20 protein-coding genes are annotated in these 19,081 nt (G+C 64.6%); 14 read left to right on the top strand and 6 right to left on the bottom strand.

Annotated features, from left to right (window positions below):
- Nucleotides 1-51: 51 nt before the first annotated feature.
- A complete protein-coding gene (locus RSW2DRAFT_RS10650; RefSeq protein ID WP_008030812.1) occupies nt 52-1,281 on the bottom strand; it encodes an argininosuccinate synthase in 1,230 nt (409 codons plus the stop codon).
- A 109-nt stretch (nt 1,282-1,390) separates the two neighbouring features.
- Here RSW2DRAFT_RS10650 and ilvA point away from each other — a divergent pair, with 109 nt between their 5' ends.
- Nucleotides 1,391-2,638 carry a threonine ammonia-lyase IlvA gene (gene ilvA, locus RSW2DRAFT_RS10645; protein ID WP_008030810.1) on the top strand — a complete coding sequence of 416 codons (1,248 nt, stop codon included), beginning with the start codon at nt 1,391-1,393 and terminating at the stop codon, nt 2,636-2,638.
- 58 nt (nt 2,639-2,696) lie between these two features.
- On the opposite strand, the gene RSW2DRAFT_RS10640 is transcribed toward ilvA, so the two are convergent.
- Entirely contained in the window at nt 2,697-3,029 is a 333-nt protein-coding gene (locus tag RSW2DRAFT_RS10640) for an Hpt domain-containing protein (protein WP_040672044.1), read from the bottom strand.
- Between the two features lie 205 nt (nt 3,030-3,234).
- Between RSW2DRAFT_RS10640 and RSW2DRAFT_RS10635 the strand changes: the two genes are divergently transcribed.
- Nucleotides 3,235-4,467 (top strand): PP2C family protein-serine/threonine phosphatase, encoded by a 1,233-nt coding sequence (locus RSW2DRAFT_RS10635; protein WP_040672042.1) that lies wholly within the window; start codon nt 3,235-3,237, stop codon nt 4,465-4,467.
- Here RSW2DRAFT_RS10635 and RSW2DRAFT_RS10630 read toward each other — a convergent pair.
- Entirely contained in the window at nt 4,455-4,901 is a 447-nt protein-coding gene (locus tag RSW2DRAFT_RS10630) for an NUDIX hydrolase (protein ID WP_008030805.1), read from the bottom strand. The genes RSW2DRAFT_RS10635 and RSW2DRAFT_RS10630 overlap by 13 nt on opposite strands.
- Nucleotides 4,902-4,976: 75 nt before the next feature.
- Here RSW2DRAFT_RS10630 and hslO point away from each other — a divergent pair, with 75 nt between their 5' ends.
- The 7 genes from hslO (at nt 4,977) to RSW2DRAFT_RS10595 (ending at nt 13,292) form a co-directional block, all read left to right on the top strand.
- The gene (gene hslO / locus RSW2DRAFT_RS10625) at nt 4,977-5,978 is read left to right on the top strand and encodes an Hsp33 family molecular chaperone HslO (RefSeq protein ID WP_008030803.1); all 1,002 of its coding nucleotides are present in this window, start codon (nt 4,977-4,979) and stop codon (nt 5,976-5,978) included.
- On the top strand, nt 5,968-6,558 hold the full coding sequence (locus RSW2DRAFT_RS10620) for a CoA pyrophosphatase (RefSeq protein ID WP_008030802.1): 591 nt from the start codon (nt 5,968-5,970) through the stop codon (nt 6,556-6,558). Before hslO ends, RSW2DRAFT_RS10620 begins: the two co-directional genes overlap by 11 nt.
- Nucleotides 6,555-7,697 carry a CCA tRNA nucleotidyltransferase gene (locus RSW2DRAFT_RS10615; RefSeq protein WP_008030800.1) on the top strand — a complete coding sequence of 381 codons (1,143 nt, stop codon included), beginning with the start codon at nt 6,555-6,557 and terminating at the stop codon, nt 7,695-7,697. The genes RSW2DRAFT_RS10620 and RSW2DRAFT_RS10615 overlap by 4 nt, the downstream gene beginning before the upstream one ends.
- A gap of 64 nt (nt 7,698-7,761) precedes the next feature.
- On the top strand, nt 7,762-9,603 hold the full coding sequence (locus RSW2DRAFT_RS10610) for an ABC transporter ATP-binding protein (RefSeq protein WP_008030797.1): 1,842 nt from the start codon (nt 7,762-7,764) through the stop codon (nt 9,601-9,603).
- Nucleotides 9,600-11,450 carry an ABC transporter ATP-binding protein gene (locus RSW2DRAFT_RS10605; RefSeq protein WP_008030795.1) on the top strand — a complete coding sequence of 617 codons (1,851 nt, stop codon included), beginning with the start codon at nt 9,600-9,602 and terminating at the stop codon, nt 11,448-11,450. Before RSW2DRAFT_RS10610 ends, RSW2DRAFT_RS10605 begins: the two co-directional genes overlap by 4 nt.
- Nucleotides 11,447-12,685 carry a class I SAM-dependent RNA methyltransferase gene (locus tag RSW2DRAFT_RS10600; protein ID WP_008030794.1) on the top strand — a complete coding sequence of 413 codons (1,239 nt, stop codon included), beginning with the start codon at nt 11,447-11,449 and terminating at the stop codon, nt 12,683-12,685. The genes RSW2DRAFT_RS10605 and RSW2DRAFT_RS10600 overlap by 4 nt, the downstream gene beginning before the upstream one ends.
- A 109-nt stretch (nt 12,686-12,794) precedes the next feature.
- Nucleotides 12,795-13,292: a L,D-transpeptidase family protein gene (locus tag RSW2DRAFT_RS10595; protein WP_008030791.1), complete on the top strand. Its 498-nt coding sequence runs from the start codon at nt 12,795-12,797 to the stop codon at nt 13,290-13,292.
- Between the two features lie 6 nt (nt 13,293-13,298).
- Here the strand turns inward: RSW2DRAFT_RS10595 and RSW2DRAFT_RS10590 are convergent, their stop codons facing one another.
- Nucleotides 13,299-13,895 (bottom strand): CAP domain-containing protein, encoded by a 597-nt coding sequence (locus RSW2DRAFT_RS10590; protein ID WP_008030789.1) that lies wholly within the window; start codon nt 13,893-13,895, stop codon nt 13,299-13,301.
- Between the two features lie 162 nt (nt 13,896-14,057).
- Here RSW2DRAFT_RS10590 and RSW2DRAFT_RS10585 point away from each other — a divergent pair, with 162 nt between their 5' ends.
- On the top strand, nt 14,058-14,654 hold the full coding sequence (locus RSW2DRAFT_RS10585) for a L,D-transpeptidase (RefSeq protein WP_008030787.1): 597 nt from the start codon (nt 14,058-14,060) through the stop codon (nt 14,652-14,654).
- A 39-nt stretch (nt 14,655-14,693) separates the two neighbouring features.
- Here the strand turns inward: RSW2DRAFT_RS10585 and hemH are convergent, their stop codons facing one another.
- Complete coding sequence (gene hemH / locus RSW2DRAFT_RS10580) at nt 14,694-15,794, bottom strand: ferrochelatase (RefSeq protein WP_008030785.1); 1,101 nt, start codon at nt 15,792-15,794, stop codon at nt 14,694-14,696.
- A gap of 52 nt (nt 15,795-15,846) precedes the next feature.
- Entirely contained in the window at nt 15,847-16,665 is an 819-nt protein-coding gene (locus RSW2DRAFT_RS10575) for a methyltransferase domain-containing protein (protein ID WP_008030784.1), read from the bottom strand.
- Between the two features lie 29 nt (nt 16,666-16,694).
- Between RSW2DRAFT_RS10575 and RSW2DRAFT_RS10570 the strand changes: the two genes are divergently transcribed.
- Genes RSW2DRAFT_RS10570 through RSW2DRAFT_RS10555 form a run of 4 tightly spaced genes read left to right on the top strand, consistent with a single transcriptional unit; the run spans nt 16,695 to nt 18,987 of the window.
- Nucleotides 16,695-17,417, top strand: a complete 723-nt coding sequence (locus RSW2DRAFT_RS10570) for a ComF family protein (protein ID WP_008030783.1) — start codon at nt 16,695-16,697, stop codon at nt 17,415-17,417.
- A 35-nt stretch (nt 17,418-17,452) separates the two neighbouring features.
- Nucleotides 17,453-17,710: a glutaredoxin 3 gene (grxC, locus tag RSW2DRAFT_RS10565; protein ID WP_008030782.1), complete on the top strand. Its 258-nt coding sequence runs from the start codon at nt 17,453-17,455 to the stop codon at nt 17,708-17,710.
- 3 nt (nt 17,711-17,713) lie between these two features.
- Nucleotides 17,714-18,544 carry a carbon-nitrogen hydrolase family protein gene (locus RSW2DRAFT_RS10560; protein ID WP_008030781.1) on the top strand — a complete coding sequence of 277 codons (831 nt, stop codon included), beginning with the start codon at nt 17,714-17,716 and terminating at the stop codon, nt 18,542-18,544.
- Nucleotides 18,544-18,987 carry a MarR family winged helix-turn-helix transcriptional regulator gene (locus tag RSW2DRAFT_RS10555; RefSeq protein WP_008030780.1) on the top strand — a complete coding sequence of 148 codons (444 nt, stop codon included), beginning with the start codon at nt 18,544-18,546 and terminating at the stop codon, nt 18,985-18,987. The genes RSW2DRAFT_RS10560 and RSW2DRAFT_RS10555 overlap by 1 nt, the downstream gene beginning before the upstream one ends.
- The last annotated feature ends 94 nt before the right edge of the window (nt 18,988-19,081 follow it).

The raw sequence follows: 19,081 nt of genomic DNA, 5'->3' as shown, positions 1-19,081 counted from the left end.
GACAGTCAGAACAAGGCCGCAGGCGGGATGCCGTCTGCGGCCCTATGCTTTTCAGCGCTTCTTGACCCGCTCGTTGCGGGTGGCAATCAGCTTCAGCCGCAGCGCGTTCAGCTTGATGAAGCCGGCGGCGTCTTTCTGGTCGTAAGCGCCGGCATCCTCCTCGAAGGTCACATGCTTTTCGCTGTAAAGCGAGTGTTCCGACCAGCGGGCCACGGTGCGGGCGGACCCCTTGTAAAGCTTGACCCGCACGGTGCCGGTCACATGCTCCTGGCTTTTGTCGATCAGCGCCTGCAACATCTCGCGTTCCGGCGAATACCAGAAGCCGTTGTAGATCAGTTCGGCATAGCGCGGCATGATGCTGTCTTTCAGGTGGCCAGCGCCTGAATCCAGCGTGATCTGCTCGATGCCGCGATGCGCTTCCAGCAGAATGGTGCCGCCGGGGGTTTCGTAGATGCCGCGCGATTTCATGCCGACAAAGCGGTTTTCCACCAGATCAAGCCGGCCAACGCCATGCTTGCCGCCCAATTCGTTCAGCCTGGTCAGGATTGTGGCGGGCGACATCGCCACGCCGTTGATCGCCACGGCATCACCCTTTTCAAAGGTGATTTCCACCATTTCTGGCGTGTTCGGCGCATCTTCGGGGTCAACCGTGCGCTGGTAAACGTAAGACGGCGCCTCGTTGGCCGGGTTTTCCAGCGCCTTGCCCTCGGACGAGGTGTGCAGCAGGTTGGCATCCACCGAGAACGGCGCCTCGCCGCGCTTGTCCTTGGCAATCGGAATCTGGTTGTTTTCGGCAAATTCGATCAGCTTGGTGCGGCTGGTCAGATCCCACTCCCGCCAGGGCGCGATCACCCGGATGTGGGGGTTCAGCGCATAGGCGGTCAGTTCGAACCGCACCTGATCGTTGCCCTTGCCGGTCGCCCCATGCGCCACGGCATCGGCGCCGGTCAGCGCGGCAATCTCGACCAGCCGCTTGGCGATCAGCGGCCGGGCGATCGAGGTGCCCAAGAGGTAAAGCCCTTCATATAACGCATTGGCGCGGAACATCGGGAACACGAAATCGCGCACGAACTCCTCGCGCACGTCTTCGATGTAGATGTTTTTCGGGTCGATGCCCAGCAGCACCGCCTTGGCGCGCGCCGGTTCCAGTTCCTCGCCCTGGCCCAGATCGGCGGTGAAGGTCATCACTTCGCAGCCATATTCGGTCTGCAACCACTTCAGGATGATCGAGGTATCAAGCCCGCCGGAATAGGCGAGGACGACTTTCTTGGGCGCGGACATGGGCTGGCTCCATCTGCGAAAACTCAGGCGAGGGTCTAGTGACATTTGCCGCGCGGAACAAGGGGCGCGGGCGCTTCCCACCGGCGCAGGCCCGCGCTAGGGTGCCGCCATGACACATTTTGCCGATGCCGCCCGCGCCGCCACCCTTGCCCTGCGCGATCTGTTTCCCGAAACGCCGTTGCAGCGCAATGACCACCTGTCGGCGCGTTTTGGCGCCGAGATCTGGCTGAAGCGCGAGGATTTGACGCCGGTGCGCAGCTACAAACTGCGGGGTGCCTTCAACGCCATGCGCAAGGTGCGTGCGTTGAACCCGGATCAACGGCATTTCGTCTGCGCCAGTGCCGGCAATCATGCGCAGGGAGTGGCCTTTGCCTGCCGCCATTTCGGGGTGCGCGGCACCATCTTCATGCCGGTCACCACGCCGCAGCAGAAGATCGACAAGACCCGCACCTTTGGCGGCGATGCGGTCGAAATCGTGCTGACCGGCGACTATTTCGACCAGACTTTGACGGCGTCTCAAGTTTATTGCCGCGAACAGGGCGCGCATTTCCTGTCGCCATTCGACGATGCCGACGTGATCGAGGGCCAGGCCTCGGTCGCGGTGGAGATGCTGGAGCAGTTGGGGTCAGCCCCCGATCTGGTGATCTTGCCGGTGGGCGGCGGCGGTCTGGCCTCGGGCGTTACCGCTTACCTGCGCGAGGTGGCCCCCGCGACCGATTTCCGCTTTGTCGAGCCGTTGGGCGGTGCCAGCCTTACCGCGGCGTTGCAGGCGGGCGCGCCTGCGACCTTGCCGAAGGTGAATAGCTTCGTCGATGGCGCGGCGGTGGCGCGGCTGGGCGACACGACCTTTGCCATGCTGAATTGGGTGGCGCCCTCGCAGGTGCTGCTGGCCCCGGAAGACCGGATTTGCGGCACCATGCTGGAGATGCTGAACGTCGAGGGTATCGTGCTGGAACCGGCGGGGGCGCTGTCGGTCGATGTGCTGCCGGTGCTGGGCGACGAAATTCGCGGCAAGACCGTGGTTTGCGTCACCTCTGGCGGCAATTTCGATTTCGAGCGGCTGCCCGAGGTGAAGGAACGCGCCCAGCGCTTTGCCGGGTTGAAGAAATATTTCATTCTGCGGATGCCGCAGCGCCCGGGCGCCTTGCGCGAATTTCTGTCAATGCTTGGGCCGGATGACGACATCGCCCGCTTTGAGTATCTGAAGAAATCGGCCCGCAACTTCGGTTCGGTGCTGATCGGGATCGAGACCCGAAAGGCGGAGAGCTTTGTACAACTGTTCGCGCGCATGGATGCGGCAGGGTTTTCCTACCGCGACATCACCGGCGACGAAGCGCTGGCCGAGTTTCTGATTTAGCCTTTTGATTTGCGCGCGGCAGGCGGCAAAACCGGTGGCCACTTTTGCCTGCCACGCTTTACGCTGCCGAAGACTGCGCCAGACCCATCTGAAACGCGGCTTTCGATTCGAAATACACCCGCACCACCGCGCCAACATCGACCAAAGCCGCATCGCCTGCCGCCGCCCGCCGCTCGCCATCCTGGCACAGGTCGGCCAGATCGCAAAACCCGAGGTTCAGCGCGCTTCCTTTCAGGAAATGCAGATCGCGTTCGATCTGCGCCAGGTCCGGCCTTTCGATCAGCCGGGCAATCACCTCGTCGGTTTCCTCCAGAAACAGGTCGATCACCTCGCCAAAGGCTTCATCGCCAATTTCCGATCGCAGATCCGCCACGCGGCCCCATTCGATCATCGCAAACCCCCCGCCCTTCGGCACATTCATCCCACACGCCAAAAGCCTGACCCAGCCCGCTTAACAAAAGGTAATCCCGCGCCGGCGCTTCGCCGCGAATTTTAGGTTTCACCGTCTCTTAAGGGCTGTCGGACAATACCTGCTGAAACGGCATGAAAAAGGTTGTCCCTTGCCCGCACAGACCCTTCCCTTGTTCGACCCCCTGATGGGCCGCTCGCCGGTGGTGCCGCGGCATGTGCTGGTGGTCGATGACAGCAAGGCACAGCGCAAGATCCTGTCGATGCTGCTGCTGCGCTGGGGCTACCGGGTGACCGAGGCAGGGTCTGGTGAAGAGGCCCTGGCGCTTTGCCAGGAGACCAGCTTTGACATCATTTTAAGCGACTGGATGATGCCGGGCATGACGGGGGTAGAATTCTGTCGCTCTTTCAGAGGTTTGCCGCGCGAGGGGTATGGCTACTTTATCCTGCTCACCTCGAAATCGGAAAAGACCGAGGTGGCAGACGGGCTGGATGGTGGTGCCGACGATTTCCTGACCAAGCCGGTCAGCGCCGATGAACTGCGCGCCCGGTTGCGGGCAGGCGAACGCATCCTGCGGATGCAGTGCGAACTGGTGAAGAAGAACCAGCTTGTGGTTTCGACCTTGGGCGAATTGCAGAAGGTCTATGATTCGCTTGACCGCGACCTGATCGAGGCGCGCAAACTGCAACAGACCCTGGTGCGCGAACGCCACCGCGATTTCGGCCGCGCCACCGCCTCGATCCTGCTGCGGCCCTCGGGGCACGTGGGCGGCGATCTGGTCGGGTTTTTCGAAATCAGCCCGACGCGAATCGCCCTGTATTCGGTGGATGTCTCTGGCCATGGCGTCGCCTCGGCGATGATGACGGCGCGGCTGGCGGGGTTGCTGTCGGGGGCCTCGCCCGATCAGAACATCGCGCTGACCGGCGGCAAACACGGCCTGCACGACGCCTGGCCACCGGAAATGGTGGCCGCACGATTCAACCGCATGATGCTGGAAGATATGCAGGTCGAGCAGTATTTCACCATGGCTTATGCCGAGGTTGACGTTGAAACCGGAAGGGTCTGGCTGGTGCAAGCCGGGCATCCGCACCCGGTGGTGCTGCGGGCGGCGGGCGGGGTGGAGTTCATTGGTCAGGGCGGTTTTCCGATCGGCCTTATTCCCGGCGCGCGGTTTGATCGGGTCGAAACCTGGCTTGGCCCGGGCGACCGGCTGTTTCTGGTGTCAGACGGCGTGACCGAGTGTCCCGACCCTGATGGTGTCGAACTGGGCCCAGAGGGTCTGGCCAACTTTCTGACCGCAAGCGCCCGCATGGAAAGCCAGGCGCTGCTGGAGGCTTTGGTCTGGACGCTGAGCGCCCATGCCGGTGGCAGCGATTTTCCCGATGACGTCTCGGGCGTGCTGTTCCACTACCGCGGCTGACGCAAGGCCCGCGCCAGCATCGCCCGGTCGCCGTCATTGCCCAGCATCGTCAGTGCATCGCGCACAGGCATCCAGACCGCGGTATGTCCCGGCTCGGTTGGCGCACTTAGCGCCCGGATCGGCCGCGCCAGGTAGATGGTGCAGACCTTTTCCGCCCACAGCTCGTACTCCGGCATAAAGGTAAAGCGGCGGAACACCCCCAGGCGGCGGGTGATGGCGATCCGCCAGCCGGTTTCCTCGATCACCTCGCGGTGCAGCGCCGCTATCGGATGCTCGCCGGGGTCGATGCCGCCGCCGGGCAGTTGAAACTCCGGCACCGGCTGGGCCTGATGCGTGGTCAGAATATCGTCGCCAAGCCGCAGAATGGCATAAACCCCCGGCCTGCGGGTATAGCGCTGCGTGGAATTGACGGGTTCTCCGAAACGCCTGATCATGCTCTGCCCTTGGTCGATTGGTTGCCCTGCCTATATACACACGGTATGCCAAGGCTGGCTTGCCAAGGAAACCCCATGACTCTCGGATCAAAAATTGCCTGGGACGATACCGTCCTGCCGTTTCAGCTTGACCTTGCCGACATCCGCGGACGGGTGGCGCGGCTGGATGGCGTGCTGGATCAGGTGCTGCGCCAGCACGATTACCCGCCGCAGATCGGTGCGCTGGTGGCCGAGGCGGCGCTGCTGACCGCGCTGATCGGCCAGACCATCAAGCTGCGCTGGCGGCTGTCGCTGCAAGTGCAAGGTCGCGGCGCGGTTAACCTGATCGCCACCGACTACTATGGCCCGACCGACGATGGTCAGCCCGCCCGCATCCGCGCCTATGCCAATTACGATGCCGAACGGTTCGACCCGCAGGCCTCGGCCTATGACCAGATCGGCGAGGGCGCCTTTGCGATCCGGATTGATCAGGGGCCGGGAATGACGCCGTATCAGGGCATCACGCCAATTGCCGGCGGCTCGCTTTCCGCCTGTGCAGAGACGTATTTTGCGCAATCCGAGCAGTTGCCGACCCGCTTTGCGCTGACCCACGGGCTGTCGCAGGTGCCGGGTGGTGCCTCACATTGGCGGGCCGGCGGCGTGATGATCCAGCACATGCCGAAAGCCTCGCCCTTCATGGCGGTGGATGGCGGTTCGGGCGAAGATGGCTTGCTGACGCACAGCGATCTGTTGCAGGGCGATGCCGCCGAAAACTGGACCCGGATCAACCTGCTGCTGGATACCGTCGAGGAGCTGGAGCTGATCGGGCCGACCGTGCAGCCGACCGACCTGCTGGTGCGGCTGTTCAACGCCGAGGGCCCGCGGGTGTTCGAGGCGCAGCCGGTGCGGTTTGGCTGTTCCTGTTCGGCGGAAAAGGTGCGCAACTCGATGGGCATCTATTCGCAGAAGGAACTGCGCCACATGACCACGCCCGAAGGCATCCTGACCGCCGATTGCCAGTTCTGCGGCGCGCATTACGAGTTCGACCCCAAGACCCTGGGGTTTGAGGCGGTAAAGGAAGCAGGAGATGACGCCTGACGATCTGCGCCGGGCGCTGGATGTTCCGGCGCGCGCCTCCTCGGATTTCGATCTGAACCCGGAGGTGGTGCTGCCTGCGGGGCGGGCTTTGCGCCCGGCGGCGGTGCTGGTCGCGGTCTGGGACCGGCCACAGGGGCCGCAGGTCTTGCTGACCAAACGCGCCTCGCATCTGCAACACCACCCCGGCCAGATCGCCTTTCCCGGCGGCAAGATCGACGACGGCGATTCTGGCCCCGAAGCCGCCGCCCTGCGCGAGGCGCGCGAGGAGGTCGGGCTGGCCTCGGGTCTGGTGCAGATCTTTGGCCGCCTGCCGCCGCATGAAACCGTGACCGGATTCACCGTGACCCCCGTTTTGGGCCATATCAGAGCCGATTTTTCCGCGATACCCGAGGCGGGCGAGGTTGACGAAGTCTTTGCCGTGCCGCTGGTGCATCTGGCCGATCTGTCGCGCTACCGGGTGGAACGGCGACTGTGGCGTGGCACCTGGCGGCAGTATTACGCCGTGCCCTATGGCCCCTATTACATCTGGGGTGCCACGGCGCGAATCCTGCGCGGTCTGGCTGAAAGGCTGGCGGCATGAAGATTTCCGGCCCTTGGATGCAGGCGGCACCCACTCAGGCGGTTTGCGCTGCCCTGACCGGTGCCGGGTTTCGGGCGTTGTTCGTGGGGGGGTGCGTGCGCAACGCGCTGCTGGGATTGGCGGTGGCGGATATCGACATTGCCACCGATGCCGTGCCAGAAACCGTCACCAACCTTGCAGAAAACGCCGGTTTCAAGGTGGTGCCGACCGGAATCGACCATGGCACGGTGACGGTGATTGCGGCAGGCATCGCGCATGAGATCACCACCTTTCGCCGCGACATCGAGACCCACGGCCGCCATGCCACCGTGGCGTTTTCCACCGATATCGCCGACGATGCGACCCGCCGCGACCTGACGATGAACGCGCTTTACGCCACGCCAGACGGCGAAGTGGTGGACCCGATGGGCGGCCTTGCCGACCTGATGGCCCGTCAGGTGCGATTCGTCGGCGACGCCAACGCCCGGATTACCGAAGACTACCTGCGCATCCTGCGGTTCTTTCGCTTTCACGCCATCTACGGCGACCCCAACGGCGGTATCGACGCCGAGGGTCTGGCTGCCTGTGCTGCCAATTCCGCTGGAATAGAGACGCTTTCGTGCGAACGCATCACCGCCGAGATGCGCAAGCTGCTGTCAGCCGACAACCCCGGCCCGGCAGTTGCGGCCATGGCGCGGTCTGGCGTTCTGAACGCGGTTCTGCCCGGTGCCGACGACCGCGCGCTGGCGCCGCTGGTGCATCTGGAAGGCGACACCCCGCCGCACTGGCTGCGCCGTCTGGCGGTTCTGGGCGGCCTGGCGCAGACAGCCCACCTGCGGTTTTCGCGTGCCGAAACTACCACTTTTGGCCATATCAGAGACGAAATCGCCACTCTCAAGCCCGCGTCAGAGCTTGGCTATCGCCTCGGTGTTGCCCTGGCGAAGGACGTCATTCTGGCCCGAGCGGCGCTATTCGAAACACCGCCGCCCAACGCTTGGCAAGACGATGCCATCCGTGGTGCCGCAGCCAAGTTTCCGCTGCGGGCCGCGGATCTGATGCCTGCGCTTCATGGCCCCGCGCTGGGTGATCGGCTGCGGGTGCTGGAGCAGGCCTGGATCGATTCGGGCTTTAGCCTGACCCGCGCGCAGCTTCTGGCCTGAGCAGCGGTTTTCCTTCGCAGCAATTCAGGCTATATCCGGCACCTGTCTGCGAAAGGTTGCCCCGGTGTTCCGGTTCTTCGAAAACCTCATCGACCCCTACCAGCCCTACACGCGCACGGACACGCCGCCGCGCCGCCTGTGGCCGTTTCTGCGCGACTATGTGCAGCCGTTCCGCAAGGTGTTCGCCGCCACTGCCGCACTATCGGTGGTGTCTGCCTTCGCCGATGTCGCCCTGATCTGGTATGTCGGGCGGCTGGTGGACTTTCTGGCAACCGGCACACCGGTGCAGGTCTGGGCCGACCATGGCAATGAAATCATCGGCGTGGCGCTGGCGGTGCTGATCCTGCGGCCACTGCTGCTGGTGGGCAATGTGGCCTTGCTGCACAACACCATCCTGCCGAATTTCGGCACGATGATCCGGTTTCGGGCGCATGACCATGTGCTGCGCCAGCCGGTCGGCTGGTTCGAATCCGATTTCGCCGGGCGGATTGCCAACCGCATCATGCAGACCCCGCCTGCCGCCGGCGATGCGGTGTTCCAGACCTTTGATGCCATGGCTTTTGCCAGCGTGACCGTGGTTGGCGCCGGGATCATGCTGGCCAATGCCGACCCGCGGCTGCTGCTACCGCTGGTTGTCTGGTTTCTGCTCTATGGCGCGCTGGTGCGCTGGACGGTGCGGCGGGTCGGGCCTGCCGCGAAAGCCTCCAGCGATGCGCGGTCGGCGGTGACGGGGCGGGTGGTGGATGCCTATACCAACATCCATTCGGTGAAACTGTTCGCGCATCACGACGCCGAAATGGCCTATGCCACCGAGGCGATCGAGCATGCCCGCAGCACCTTTGCCCGGGAAATGCGCATCGTCACCAAGATGGATCTGGCGCTGACCGGGCTGAACGGTTTCCTGATCGTGGCAGTGACCGGCTGGGCGATTCTGCTTTGGTATCAGGGCCAAGCGACCGTTGGCACGGTGGCGGCGGCAACCGCCTTGGTGCTGCGACTGAACAACATGACCTACTGGATCATGTGGGCCTTCACGGCGCTGGTGCAGGCTTTGGGCGTGGTGGCCGAAGGGATGGAGACGATCACCCATCCGATTGCGCTGGTGGACCAGCCGGGTGCCAAGCCGCTGAATTTCACCAAGGGCGAGATCACCATCGACGGCGTGTCGCACCACTACGGTCGCGGCTCGGGGGGGTTGCAGGCGGTGTCGCTGACGATCCGGCCGGGTGAACGGATCGGGCTGGTGGGCCGTTCGGGCGCCGGAAAATCGACGCTGGTCAAGCTGATCCTGCGGTTTTACGACGCCGAGGCCGGGCGCATCCTGATCGACGATCAGGACATCACCGGCGTGACGCAGGAAAGCCTGCGCCGCCAGATCGGCATGGTGCAGCAGGACAGCAGCCTTTTGCACCGGTCGGTGCGCGACAACATCACTTACGGGCGGCCCGAGGCCACCGATGCCGAAATGCTGCTGGCGGCCCAGCGCGCCGAGGCGCATGATTTTATTCAGACTTTGGAAGACCCCGAGGGGCGGCGCGGCTATGATGCCCATGTCGGCGAGCGGGGCGTCAAGCTTTCGGGCGGGCAGCGGCAACGGATCGGGCTGGCGCGGGTGATCCTGAAAGATGCGCCGATCCTGATCCTTGATGAGGCAACCTCGGCGCTGGACAGCGAAGTTGAGGCGGCGATTCAGGACACGCTTTATGGCGTGATGAAAGGCAAGACCGTGATTGCGATTGCACACAGGCTTTCGACGATTGCCGCGATGGACCGCATCGTGGTGCTGGACGATGGCCGGGTGGTCGAGGATGGCAGCCATGCCGAACTGCTGGCCCGCGACGGGCTTTACGCAAGGTTCTGGGCGCGGCAATCGGGCGGCTTCATCGGCTCGGAGGCGGCGGAATGAGCGTGCTGGAACGGCTTGGCGGCTGGATCGAGGCGTTTCGCCCCGCCGAAGGACCGCCGCCGCAGGTGTTGGGCCAGTTTCTGCGCTGGTGCCTGAAGGGGGCATGGCCGGCGCTGTGGCTGGCGGGCGCGATCTCGGCCATCGCCGGCACCATGGAGGTGATTTCGGCGCTGATCCTGGGTTGGGTCATTGATGCGGCACTGGAGGCGGGGCCGGCGCAGTTCTTTTCCAACCATGCGGTGCTGCTGGCGGTGTTCGTCGGGTTTTACCTGATTCTGCGACCGCTGGCCTTTGGCGCCTCGGCCGCGTCGAATTCGATCATCGTCGGGCCGAACGTGATGCCGCTGGTGCTCTCGCGGCTGCACCGTTGGACTTTGGGCCAATCCGTGACGTTTTTCGACAATGATTTCGCCGGGCGGATCGCGCAAAAGCAGATGCAGGCGGCGCGGGCGGTGACCGATGTGGTGACGGAAGTTATCAACACCGCGGCTTTCGCGCTGGCCTCGGTGATTGGCTCGGTGATCTATCTGGTGGCCATCGACGCGCGGGTGGCGGCGGCGCTGGCGGTCTGGCTGGTGGCCTATATCCTGCTGATCCGCTATTTTCTGCCGCGGGTGAAGGTGAACTCGGCGGCGCGGGCCTCGGCACGGGCGATGGTGTCGGGGCAGGTGGTCGATACCATCACCAACATCAAGACGGTGAAACTGTTCGCCCATGCGGCCTTTGAAGACCGGGTGGCGCTGGCCTCGATGGCGGTGTTCCGTGAGCGCTCGATCGAGTTCGGGGTGATTTCCACCTGGTTCCGGCTGTCGCTGATGGCGCTGGCGGGGGTGCTGCCGGTGCTGCTGATCGGCGGCACGCTGTGGCTTTGGCAGCAGGGCAATGCCACGGCCGGGGCAATTGCGGCGGCGGGGGCGATTGCGCTGCGGATCGCGCAGATGTCGGGCTGGGTCAGCTTTACCCTGATGTCGATCTATGGCGCGGTGGGCGAGGTCGAGGACGGCATACGCACGCTGTCGGGCCCGCACGCGCTGGCCGATGCGCCGGATGCGCTTGCCCTGCCGCGGGTGCAGGGGGCTATTACCTTTGATGCGGTGTCCTTTGCTTACGGTCGCCAGCGTGGCGGCGTCGAAGGCATCTCGCTGGAGGTGCGGGCGGGCGAGAAACTGGGCATCGTCGGCGCCTCGGGGGCAGGCAAATCCAGCCTGGTTTCGCTGCTTTTGCGGCTCTATGACTGTGAAAATGGCCGGATTCTGATTGATGGTGTCGATGTGCGCGCGGTGACGCAGGAAAGCCTGCGGCGGCAGATCGGCATGGTCACCCAGGAAACCGCGATGTTCAACCGCTCGGCCCGCGACAACATCCTGTATGGCCGCCCCGATGCGACCGAGGCCGAAGTGATCGCCGCCGCCCGTGCCGCCGAGGCGCATGAGTTCATCACCCAGATGGTCGATCACATGGGCCGCAAGGGCTATGACGCCTTTCTGGGCGAACGCGGGGTCAAGCTTTCCGGCGGGCAGCGGCAACGCATCGCTTTGGCCCGCGCCTTCCTGAAAGACGCGCCGATTCTGGTGCTGGACGAGGCAACCTCGGCGCTGGACAGCGAGGTTGAGGCCAGCATCCAGCACGCGCTTGGCCGGGTGATGCAGGGCAAGACCGTGCTGGCGATTGCGCACCGGCTTTCCACCATCGCGGCGATGGACCGGATTGTGGTGATGGATCAGGGCCGGATCGTCGAAATGGGCAGCCATGCGGCGCTGCTGGCGCAGAACGGGCTTTACGCCCGCTACTGGAACCGGCAATCGGGGGGCTTCATCGGGGCAGACGAAAGGACGGCGGCAGAGTGAAGCTGGTTATCGAGCGGTTGGGCCATCTGGGCGACGCGATTGCGCAGGGGCCGAACGGGCCGATTTATGCCGCACAGCTTTTGCCGGGTGAGGAGGTCGAGGGCGTTCTGGTCGGTGACCGGCTGACCGAGGCGCGGATTCTGACGCCCTCGGCCAACCGGGTGAAGCCGCCCTGCGCCCATGCCCGCACTTGTGGCGGTTGCCTGATGCAGCACGCCTCGGATGCTTTCGTGGCCGAATGGAAGCTGGGCGTTGTGCGCAGCGCCTTGGCCGGCCAGGGGATCGAGGCTGATCTGCGGCCAATCGTGACCTCACCGCCCCGCAGCCGCAGGCGCGCTACGCTGGCGTGTCGGCGCACCAAATCCGGCGCGCTTCTGGGCTTTCACGCCCGTGCATCTGATGTTCTGGTGGCGGTGCCGCACTGTCAGCTTCTGCACCCCGATCTGATCGCCGCCTTTCCGGCGCTGGAGGCTTTGGTGATCACCGGCGGCTCGCGCTCGGGCGAGTTGGCGCTGACGGTGACGCGCAGCCTTTCGGGGCCGGATGTGGCAGTGACGGGGGGCAAGCCGCTGGATTCGGCGCTGCGGCTTGATCTGGCGCGGGTGGCGGAAAGCCATGGCCTGCCGCGGCTGACCTGGGACAATGAAGTGGTGGCGTTGCGCACCGCACCGATGCAACGCTTTGGCCGGGCGCTGGTTTCCCCACCCCCCGGCGCGTTTCTGCAAGCCACGGCGGAAGGCGAGGCGGCCTTGCTGGCGGCGGTGCGCGAAGCGGTGGGCGAGGCGCGCCATATCGTTGATCTGTTCGCCGGTGTCGGCACTTTTGCCCTGCCCTTGGCCGAAAATGCCGAAGTGCTGGCGGTGGAAGCCGAAGCCGCGATGATGATGGCGCTCGACAAGGGCTGGCGGCAGGCCGAGGGGTTGAAGCGGGTGACGGCAACCACCCGCGATCTGTTCCGCCGCCCCTTGGAGCCCGACGAATTCAAGGGCATCGACGCCGTGGTGATCGACCCGCCGCGCGCCGGAGCCGAGGCGCAGACCGCCACGCTGGCCCGCGCGCAAGTGCCGGTGATTGCCGCCGTGTCCTGCAACCCGGTGACTTTTGCCCGCGATACCAGGGTTCTGCTGGCGGCAGGCTATCATCTGGACTGGGTGCAGACGGTCGATCAGTTCCGTTGGTCGGCGCATGTCGAACTGGTCGCCCGGTTCAGCCTGCCACGCGCCCCTCGCGCCTGACCTGATTTTGCGTTTCTTCACCCAGATGTGCGCGATTGAACCGAGTTTGGCCTAGGCAGTCCGCCGGTTTTTGGCTATGCGCTGAAAAAACGGCGAACGGGCGGGGACCATGCGGCTGACGACGATCCTTCTGGCTTTGGCGCTGGCCTTCGGCCTTGCCGCCTGTGGCAGCGGCAAATTCCGTACCTACAACGGGCCGGAAGTGACGTCGATCCAGGTCCACAAGGCCGCGCGCAAGATGTATCTGCTGCACAATGACAAGGTGCTGGAGCAGTATGACATCGCCCTTGGCTTTGCCCCGATCGGTCACAAGCAGTTCGAAGGTGACGGCAAGACGCCCGAAGGCGCCTATCAGATCAATTTCCGCAACCCGGACAGCGACTATCACTTGTCGCTGAAGATCTCTTATCCCGATGAGAACGACCGCGCCTTTGCCGACGAGGCGGGCAAGCCGACCGGGGGCGATATCTTCATCCATGGCCATTCCAACTGGAAAGGCCGCAACAAGGGCGACTGGACGGCGGGCTGCATTGCCGTCACCGACCGCGAGATGGAAGTGATCTATTCGATGGTGCGGGTCGGCACCATCATCTACATCCTGCCCTGAAAAGCCCTAGCCGTTGGGGATCAGCGCGCCCACGATCGGCGAGGCCGGATTGGCGGCGCCATAGGGCGTCGTCGCGCGAGACAGAAAACCGCCAGGCGTGCCAGTGACCATGGTCCACCAGATCTTGCCGTTGGGTTCCTGATACCAGGCAAAACCGATCTCGCGGGCCGCCGGGTCCATGATGATGGCGCGGGTGTCCGGCTGCCCCGACCAGACTGCCAGCGTTTCAAGCTCGGTCTCGTAGGTTTCCGAGATCAGCTCGCCCAGCAGCGTGCCGGTGTAGCCAACCCGCTGCACCCGCACCAAGGGCGACGAGCCGTCCGATCCGAAATGCCAGGGCCGGTTCTGCACCGACATGTCGCGCGAATGGGTGGCGGCGGCAGCGTTCAGTTGCGCGTTGAACTGCAACGGCGCAGCCCCCTTGGCCGACCGCAGGGTGTTCACCGAATCAAGCAGGTGGAAGGGGATCTTGGCTGCAACTGCCGGTGAGATTTTGTAAACTTGCGGCAGCGGGCGGCCATCCCTGCCAAGCTGGGGCGCCGAGGAGGTGCATGCCGAAACCGCCAGAGCGCCGCAAAACATCAGAACAGACCGTCTTTTCATTTCAATTCCACCAATGGCCGCGTTTAGGTAGTCTTTACAGACTTACCGCCGCGGGTTCAAACGCAAGTCTGCGTGAGTTCGCGCAATGACGCCTGTTTGATTTGCGGACCGGCAAGCAAGGCTGTAGACAGCCGCCATCACACACTGCAAGGAGTTCAGCGGATGAGTGCCGATAACACGTTCCGGCCCGACCGACGCGCGATACTGGGTGCCGCGGCTGCGGCTTTTGGTGCGGCGGCGCTGCCAGCCTTCGCGCAGCAGGAAGGCTCGACCGAGATGGAGCCCTCCAGCACGGTGCGGGCCAATATCTCCAGTTTCCGGATGCTGGACTGGCGCGAGCATTTCGACAACACCCGCAAGGGGGCGATTCTGGTCGATATCACCTCGCGCGCGCTGCATTTCTGGTCGGAAGACCAGACGATCTACAAGCTTTACCCGACTTCGGTGCCGCTGACCGACGATCTGACCCGGCGGGGCCGCACCGAAATCGTCGAAAAGGTGGTTGGTCCGTCCTGGCGGCCCACCCCGGCGATGCGCGAACGCAATCCGGAATGGCCGGAATTCATCGGCCCCGGCCCGGACAACCCGCTGGGCACCCATGCCATGTACCTGTCCTGGACCTACTATCGCATCCACGGCACCCATGACACCCGCAAGATCGGGCGGCGGTCGTCGAATGGCTGCATCGGGCTTTACAACGAACACATCGCCGAACTGTTCTCGCTGGCGCAGATCGGCACCCAGGTTCTGTTGCTCTGACTGAAAGCTGCCTGGCCGGAGCAGCAGGCGCTGCCCCGGTCAGCGCACCCAGCCGGCCAGATTGTCCGCGATCACCGCCACCAGCGCGTCGATATGGGCGTCGTCGTCGTTCAGGCAGGGGATATAGGTGAAAACCTCGCCGCCGGCGTGTTCGAACGCCTCGCGAATCTCGCCGTTGATCTCTTCCAGCGTTTCGATGCAATCGGCAGAGAACGCCGGCGCCATCACGGCGATGCGTTTCTTGCCCTGACGGGCCAGTTCGGCCACATGCTTCACAGTATAGGGCTTCAGCCATTCCTCGGGGCCGAACACCGACTGGAACGTGGTGTCGATACTGCCCGGCGCCCAGCCCAGCCGTTCACGCAGCAGTCGCGAGGTCTTGGCGCATTGGCAATGGTAGGGGTCGCCTTCCATCAGATAGCGTTGCGGCATGCCGTGATAGGATGCCACCAGCACATCCGGCCGCTGATCCAGCCCCGCATAGGCCCGCTCGACCGATTGTGCCAAAGCCTCGATATACAGCGGATGGTCGAAATATTCCGGCACGGTGCGGGCGGCAGGCTGGCGCTTTTCCTTCATCAACGCCGCAAAGAACGCATCATTGGCGGTGGCCGAGGTCGCCCCGGCGTAATGCGGGTAAAGCGGCATGAACAGGATCTTCTCGCATCCCGCCGCCACCATCGCCTGCACCTTCGATTCGGTCGAAGGGTTGCCATAGCGCATGCAGAAATCCACCAGCACCGAATCACCATGCAGGGCGGCCATCGCCTGCGCAATGCGCCGGGTCTGGTCTTTGGTGATGGTCATCAACGGGCTTTCGTTGGTCTCGTGGTTCCAGATCAGCCGGTAGTTGTCGCCGCTGGTGAAGGGACGCTTCGACAGGATGATCAGTTGCAACAGCGGTTGCCATTTCCACGACGGGTAGTCGATCACCCGCTTGTCGGACAGAAACTCGCTCAGATACCGGCGCATCGACCAGTAATCGTAATTGTCAGGCGTGCCGAGGTTGGCCAGCAGCACGCCGATCTTGGCCCGGCGCACCGGCGGGTGATCGGCCGGCGCATGGCGCAGCCGCCCGGTGCCCGGCAAAACCGGACCATCGGGGTGGGCTGGGGCAACGCCGGGCGAGGTATCCCGCATCAATCGTTCCTGACTTGTTACAATAGCGGAAATAACCGCCCTGTGCGTGGGGTCAACCGTCTTGCTGCGTCACGGGCGGTGCAGCCAGCGCATCCGCCAGCCGTTGCACCGCCGATCCGGGCTTCAGCGGCTGTTGCTGGCTTTCATGTGGCGCCCAGCCGGTCAGGCAGATGATCTCGAAGGTGGCGGCAATCCGGCCCTCCGCATCGGCGAAATTGCTGGCATAGCGGGCGGCGGCATCGGTCAGCAGACTGCGACGGGTTAAGGCGCGGGGGCGGGCGGCCAGGGCATTGGCCTCGCCCATCGCCCGCAGGTCGGCCATCAGGTGAAAGGCGTCGCGGTAGCGCACGGTCTGGGCAAAGCCATCCGCCACCGGCAGCGCGAACCCGGCCCGTTGCAGCAACGCCCCCAGATCGCGGATTTCGGCCATCGGCAGCACCCGTGGCGACAGCCCGCCGGTCTGCGCCACTTCGGCCTCGGCCAGACAGGCGCGCAATTCGGCCAGGGTCTGGCCACCGAACAGCAGCCCCAGAAACAGCCCGTCCGGCTGCAAGGCGCGGCGGCATTGCACCAGTTGCCCCACCGGATCATTGGCCCAGTGCAGCGCCAGCCCATGCACCACCAGATCATGCGCGCCGGGTTGCAGGGCCAGAAGCTCGTCATCGGCCACGATCTGTGCGCCGGGCAGCACATCTTGCCAGATTTCCGGGAAAGCCGTCACCACGGCGGGCGACGTAAACCTTCTGTTAACCTCGCTGAGTCTCTGCTGCACTTCAGCGGCGACCATCTCGTGCAGGAACAGCGCCGGATCGCGCAAGGCGCGGGCGCGGTTGCGGGTCAGGGCAAGGCGGTCGGTCAGGACGGGCGGCATCTGCATGCCGCCGAGGTAAGGAGACGGCGATGAGATTGCAAGCGGCCCTGCACCTGGTCTATCCGCCGCAATGCCTGTCTTGCGACGCGTTGGTGACCACCGATTTCGGCCTGTGCAGCAAATGCTGGCGCGAGACGCCCTTCATCACCGGCCTTGTCTGCGACAAATGCGGCACGCCGCTGCCGGGCGAAGACCCTGGGAACGCAGTGCATTGCGACGATTGCCTGACCATTGCCCGGCCTTGGGTGCAGGGCCGCGCGGCGCTGCTTTACAAGGGCAATGGCCGCCGTCTGGTGCTGGCGCTGAAGCATGGCGACCGGCTTGACCTGGCCAAACCCGCGGCGGGCTGGATGCGGCAGGCGGCGGCGCCGCTCTTGCACCCCGACATGCTGGTGGCGCCGGTGCCGCTGCACTGGCTGCGACTGTTGAAGCGGCGCTACAATCAGGCGGCGCTGCTGTCGGGGGCATTGGCCAAAGCCGCCGACCTTGCGCATTGCCCCGACCTGCTGATCCGCCGCCGCAACACCGACAGCCAGGAGGGGCGCGACCGCGATGGCCGTTTTGCCAATCTGGTGGGGGCGTTCCGGGTCAATCCGGCGCGCGACTGGCAGATAGCGGGGCGCCGCGTGCTGCTGGTGGATGACGTGATGACCTCGGGGGCCACACTGGCTGCCTGCACCGAGGCTTGCCTTGCCGCAGGTGCCACAGAGGTTTCGGTTCTGGCGCTGGCACGCGTTGCGAAGGACGCCTAAATCCTTATAGTCAAAGCGACTGCAAGGATCATCGCATGAAAACCGTCGAAATCTATACCACACCCACCTGCCCCTATTGCCATGCCGCCAAGCGGCTGCTGGCGAGCAAGGGTGTGGCTTTCAAGGAAATCGACGTCAGCCGGGATTATGCGCTGCGCGAAGCGATGATTGCGCGCGCGCATGGCAGCCGGACGGTGCCGCAGATTTTCATCGGCGGCGTGCATGTTGGCGGCAGCGACGACATTCACGATCTGGACGATGAAGGTCGGCTTGACCCGATGCTGGCAGGCTAGGCGATGCGCGCGGCGCTGCTGCAACTGAATGTGGGCGAAGACCCGGCTGCGAATCTGGCGGCGACGCTGGAACATCTGCGCGCGGCGGTGGCGGGCGGCGCCGATTTCGTGCTGACGCCCGAAGCCACCAACGGCCTGTCGTCCGACCGCGCCTTGCAGGCCCGGCAATTCCACCATGAAAACAGCGACCAGACGCTGGCCTCCCTGCGCGCCGCGGCGAAAGATGCCGGCATCTGGCTGCTGGTCGGCTCGCTGGGTCTGAAAACCAATGATGCCGATGGCCGCTTTGCCAACCGGTCGTTCCTTGTCGGCCCGGACGGCGCGATTGTGGCGCGCTATGACAAGATCCACATGTTCGATGTCAATGTGACGGAAACCGAGGTGTTTCGCGAATCCTCGGCCTATCGCCCCGGCGACCGCGCGGTGGTGGCGCAAACGCCACTGGGCAGCATCGGCATGACGGTCTGCTATGACGTTCGTTTTCCACAGCTTTTCCGCCACCTGGCGCAAGCAGGCGCGCAGATTCTGACGGTGCCTGCCGCCTTCAACCACCTGACCGGCGCCGCGCATTGGGAAACCCTGCTGCGCGCCCGCGCCATCGAGACCGGCTGTTTCGTGCTGGCCCCGGCGCAAACCGGCCGGCACCCCGAGGCCAGCGGCAAATCCCGCCGCACCCATGGCCACAGCCTTGCCATTGCCCCCTGGGGCGAGGTGCTGGCCGATGGCGGCACCGAACCCGGCGTGACCTTTGCCGAGATCGACCTGGCCGAGGTGGCAAAAGCCCGCGCCCGCATCCCGTCGCTGCGCCACGACCGCGCCTTCGAGGGGCCGTGATGAGCGAAAAGACCGAAGACATTGCGGTGGCGCTGTTTGGCGAGCTGTTCATGGCCGATCAACTGGCGCGCAACCGGGTGTCGAAGGTGCTGCCCAAGGGCATGGAGCTTTCGCATTTCTCGGTGCTGAATCATCTGGCGGGCATCAGCGAGGAACGCACCCCGGCGCAATTGGCGCGATCGTTCCACGTGACCCGCGGCGCCATGACCAACACCCTGACCAAGCTGGAATGGGCCGGCCACATCCATATCCGCCCCGACTGGGATGACGCGCGGCGCAAATTCATCGGCATCAGCCCCTCGGGCCGTGCCGCCCGCGATCTGGCGGTGCAAGCCATTGCCCCGCTGATCGGCGAGGTGGTGCAGGCCCTTGGCGCCGAGCGGGTGCGCCTGGTTCTGCCGATCCTGCGCGAAATGCGCACCCGGCTGGAAGGCGAGAATTGACAGACTGCGGTCAAACACCGCGCCGCTGATTGCGGCAAGACGGCGACACATCGCGTGCAAGCGGCAACCTGACCTGGTCTTTTGCGGAAACCGA

The organism is Rhodobacter ferrooxidans, assembly GCF_000176015.1.
Classification (GTDB): Bacteria; Pseudomonadota; Alphaproteobacteria; order Rhodobacterales; family Rhodobacteraceae; genus Pseudorhodobacter_B; species Pseudorhodobacter_B ferrooxidans.
The sequence above is the reverse complement of the archived record's forward strand: the minus strand, read 5'-3'. Positions and strand labels throughout refer to the sequence as shown.

Coding starts and splice junctions, on each gene's coding strand:
- RSW2DRAFT_RS10635 (WP_040672042.1), top strand. CDS start 3,235: ATGGGCCGCTCGCCGGTGGTGCCGCGGCATGTGCTGGTGGTCGATGAC.
- hslO (WP_008030803.1), top strand. CDS start 4,977: ATGACTCTCGGATCAAAAATTGCCTGGGACGATACCGTCCTGCCGTTT.
- grxC (WP_008030782.1), top strand. CDS start 17,453: ATGAAAACCGTCGAAATCTATACCACACCCACCTGCCCCTATTGCCAT.
- RSW2DRAFT_RS10575 (WP_008030784.1), bottom strand. CDS start 16,665: ATGCCGCCCGTCCTGACCGACCGCCTTGCCCTGACCCGCAACCGCGCC.
- RSW2DRAFT_RS10585 (WP_008030787.1), top strand. CDS start 14,058: ATGAGTGCCGATAACACGTTCCGGCCCGACCGACGCGCGATACTGGGT.
- RSW2DRAFT_RS10560 (WP_008030781.1), top strand. CDS start 17,714: ATGCGCGCGGCGCTGCTGCAACTGAATGTGGGCGAAGACCCGGCTGCG.
- ilvA (WP_008030810.1), top strand. CDS start 1,391: ATGACACATTTTGCCGATGCCGCCCGCGCCGCCACCCTTGCCCTGCGC.
- RSW2DRAFT_RS10590 (WP_008030789.1), bottom strand. CDS start 13,895: ATGAAAAGACGGTCTGTTCTGATGTTTTGCGGCGCTCTGGCGGTTTCG.
- RSW2DRAFT_RS10650 (WP_008030812.1), bottom strand. CDS start 1,281: ATGTCCGCGCCCAAGAAAGTCGTCCTCGCCTATTCCGGCGGGCTTGAT.
- RSW2DRAFT_RS10640 (WP_040672044.1), bottom strand. CDS start 3,029: ATGATCGAATGGGGCCGCGTGGCGGATCTGCGATCGGAAATTGGCGAT.
- hemH (WP_008030785.1), bottom strand. CDS start 15,794: ATGCGGGATACCTCGCCCGGCGTTGCCCCAGCCCACCCCGATGGTCCG.
- RSW2DRAFT_RS10615 (WP_008030800.1), top strand. CDS start 6,555: ATGAAGATTTCCGGCCCTTGGATGCAGGCGGCACCCACTCAGGCGGTT.
- RSW2DRAFT_RS10620 (WP_008030802.1), top strand. CDS start 5,968: ATGACGCCTGACGATCTGCGCCGGGCGCTGGATGTTCCGGCGCGCGCC.
- RSW2DRAFT_RS10570 (WP_008030783.1), top strand. CDS start 16,695: ATGAGATTGCAAGCGGCCCTGCACCTGGTCTATCCGCCGCAATGCCTG.
- RSW2DRAFT_RS10630 (WP_008030805.1), bottom strand. CDS start 4,901: ATGATCAGGCGTTTCGGAGAACCCGTCAATTCCACGCAGCGCTATACC.
- RSW2DRAFT_RS10595 (WP_008030791.1), top strand. CDS start 12,795: ATGCGGCTGACGACGATCCTTCTGGCTTTGGCGCTGGCCTTCGGCCTT.
- RSW2DRAFT_RS10555 (WP_008030780.1), top strand. CDS start 18,544: ATGAGCGAAAAGACCGAAGACATTGCGGTGGCGCTGTTTGGCGAGCTG.
- RSW2DRAFT_RS10605 (WP_008030795.1), top strand. CDS start 9,600: ATGAGCGTGCTGGAACGGCTTGGCGGCTGGATCGAGGCGTTTCGCCCC.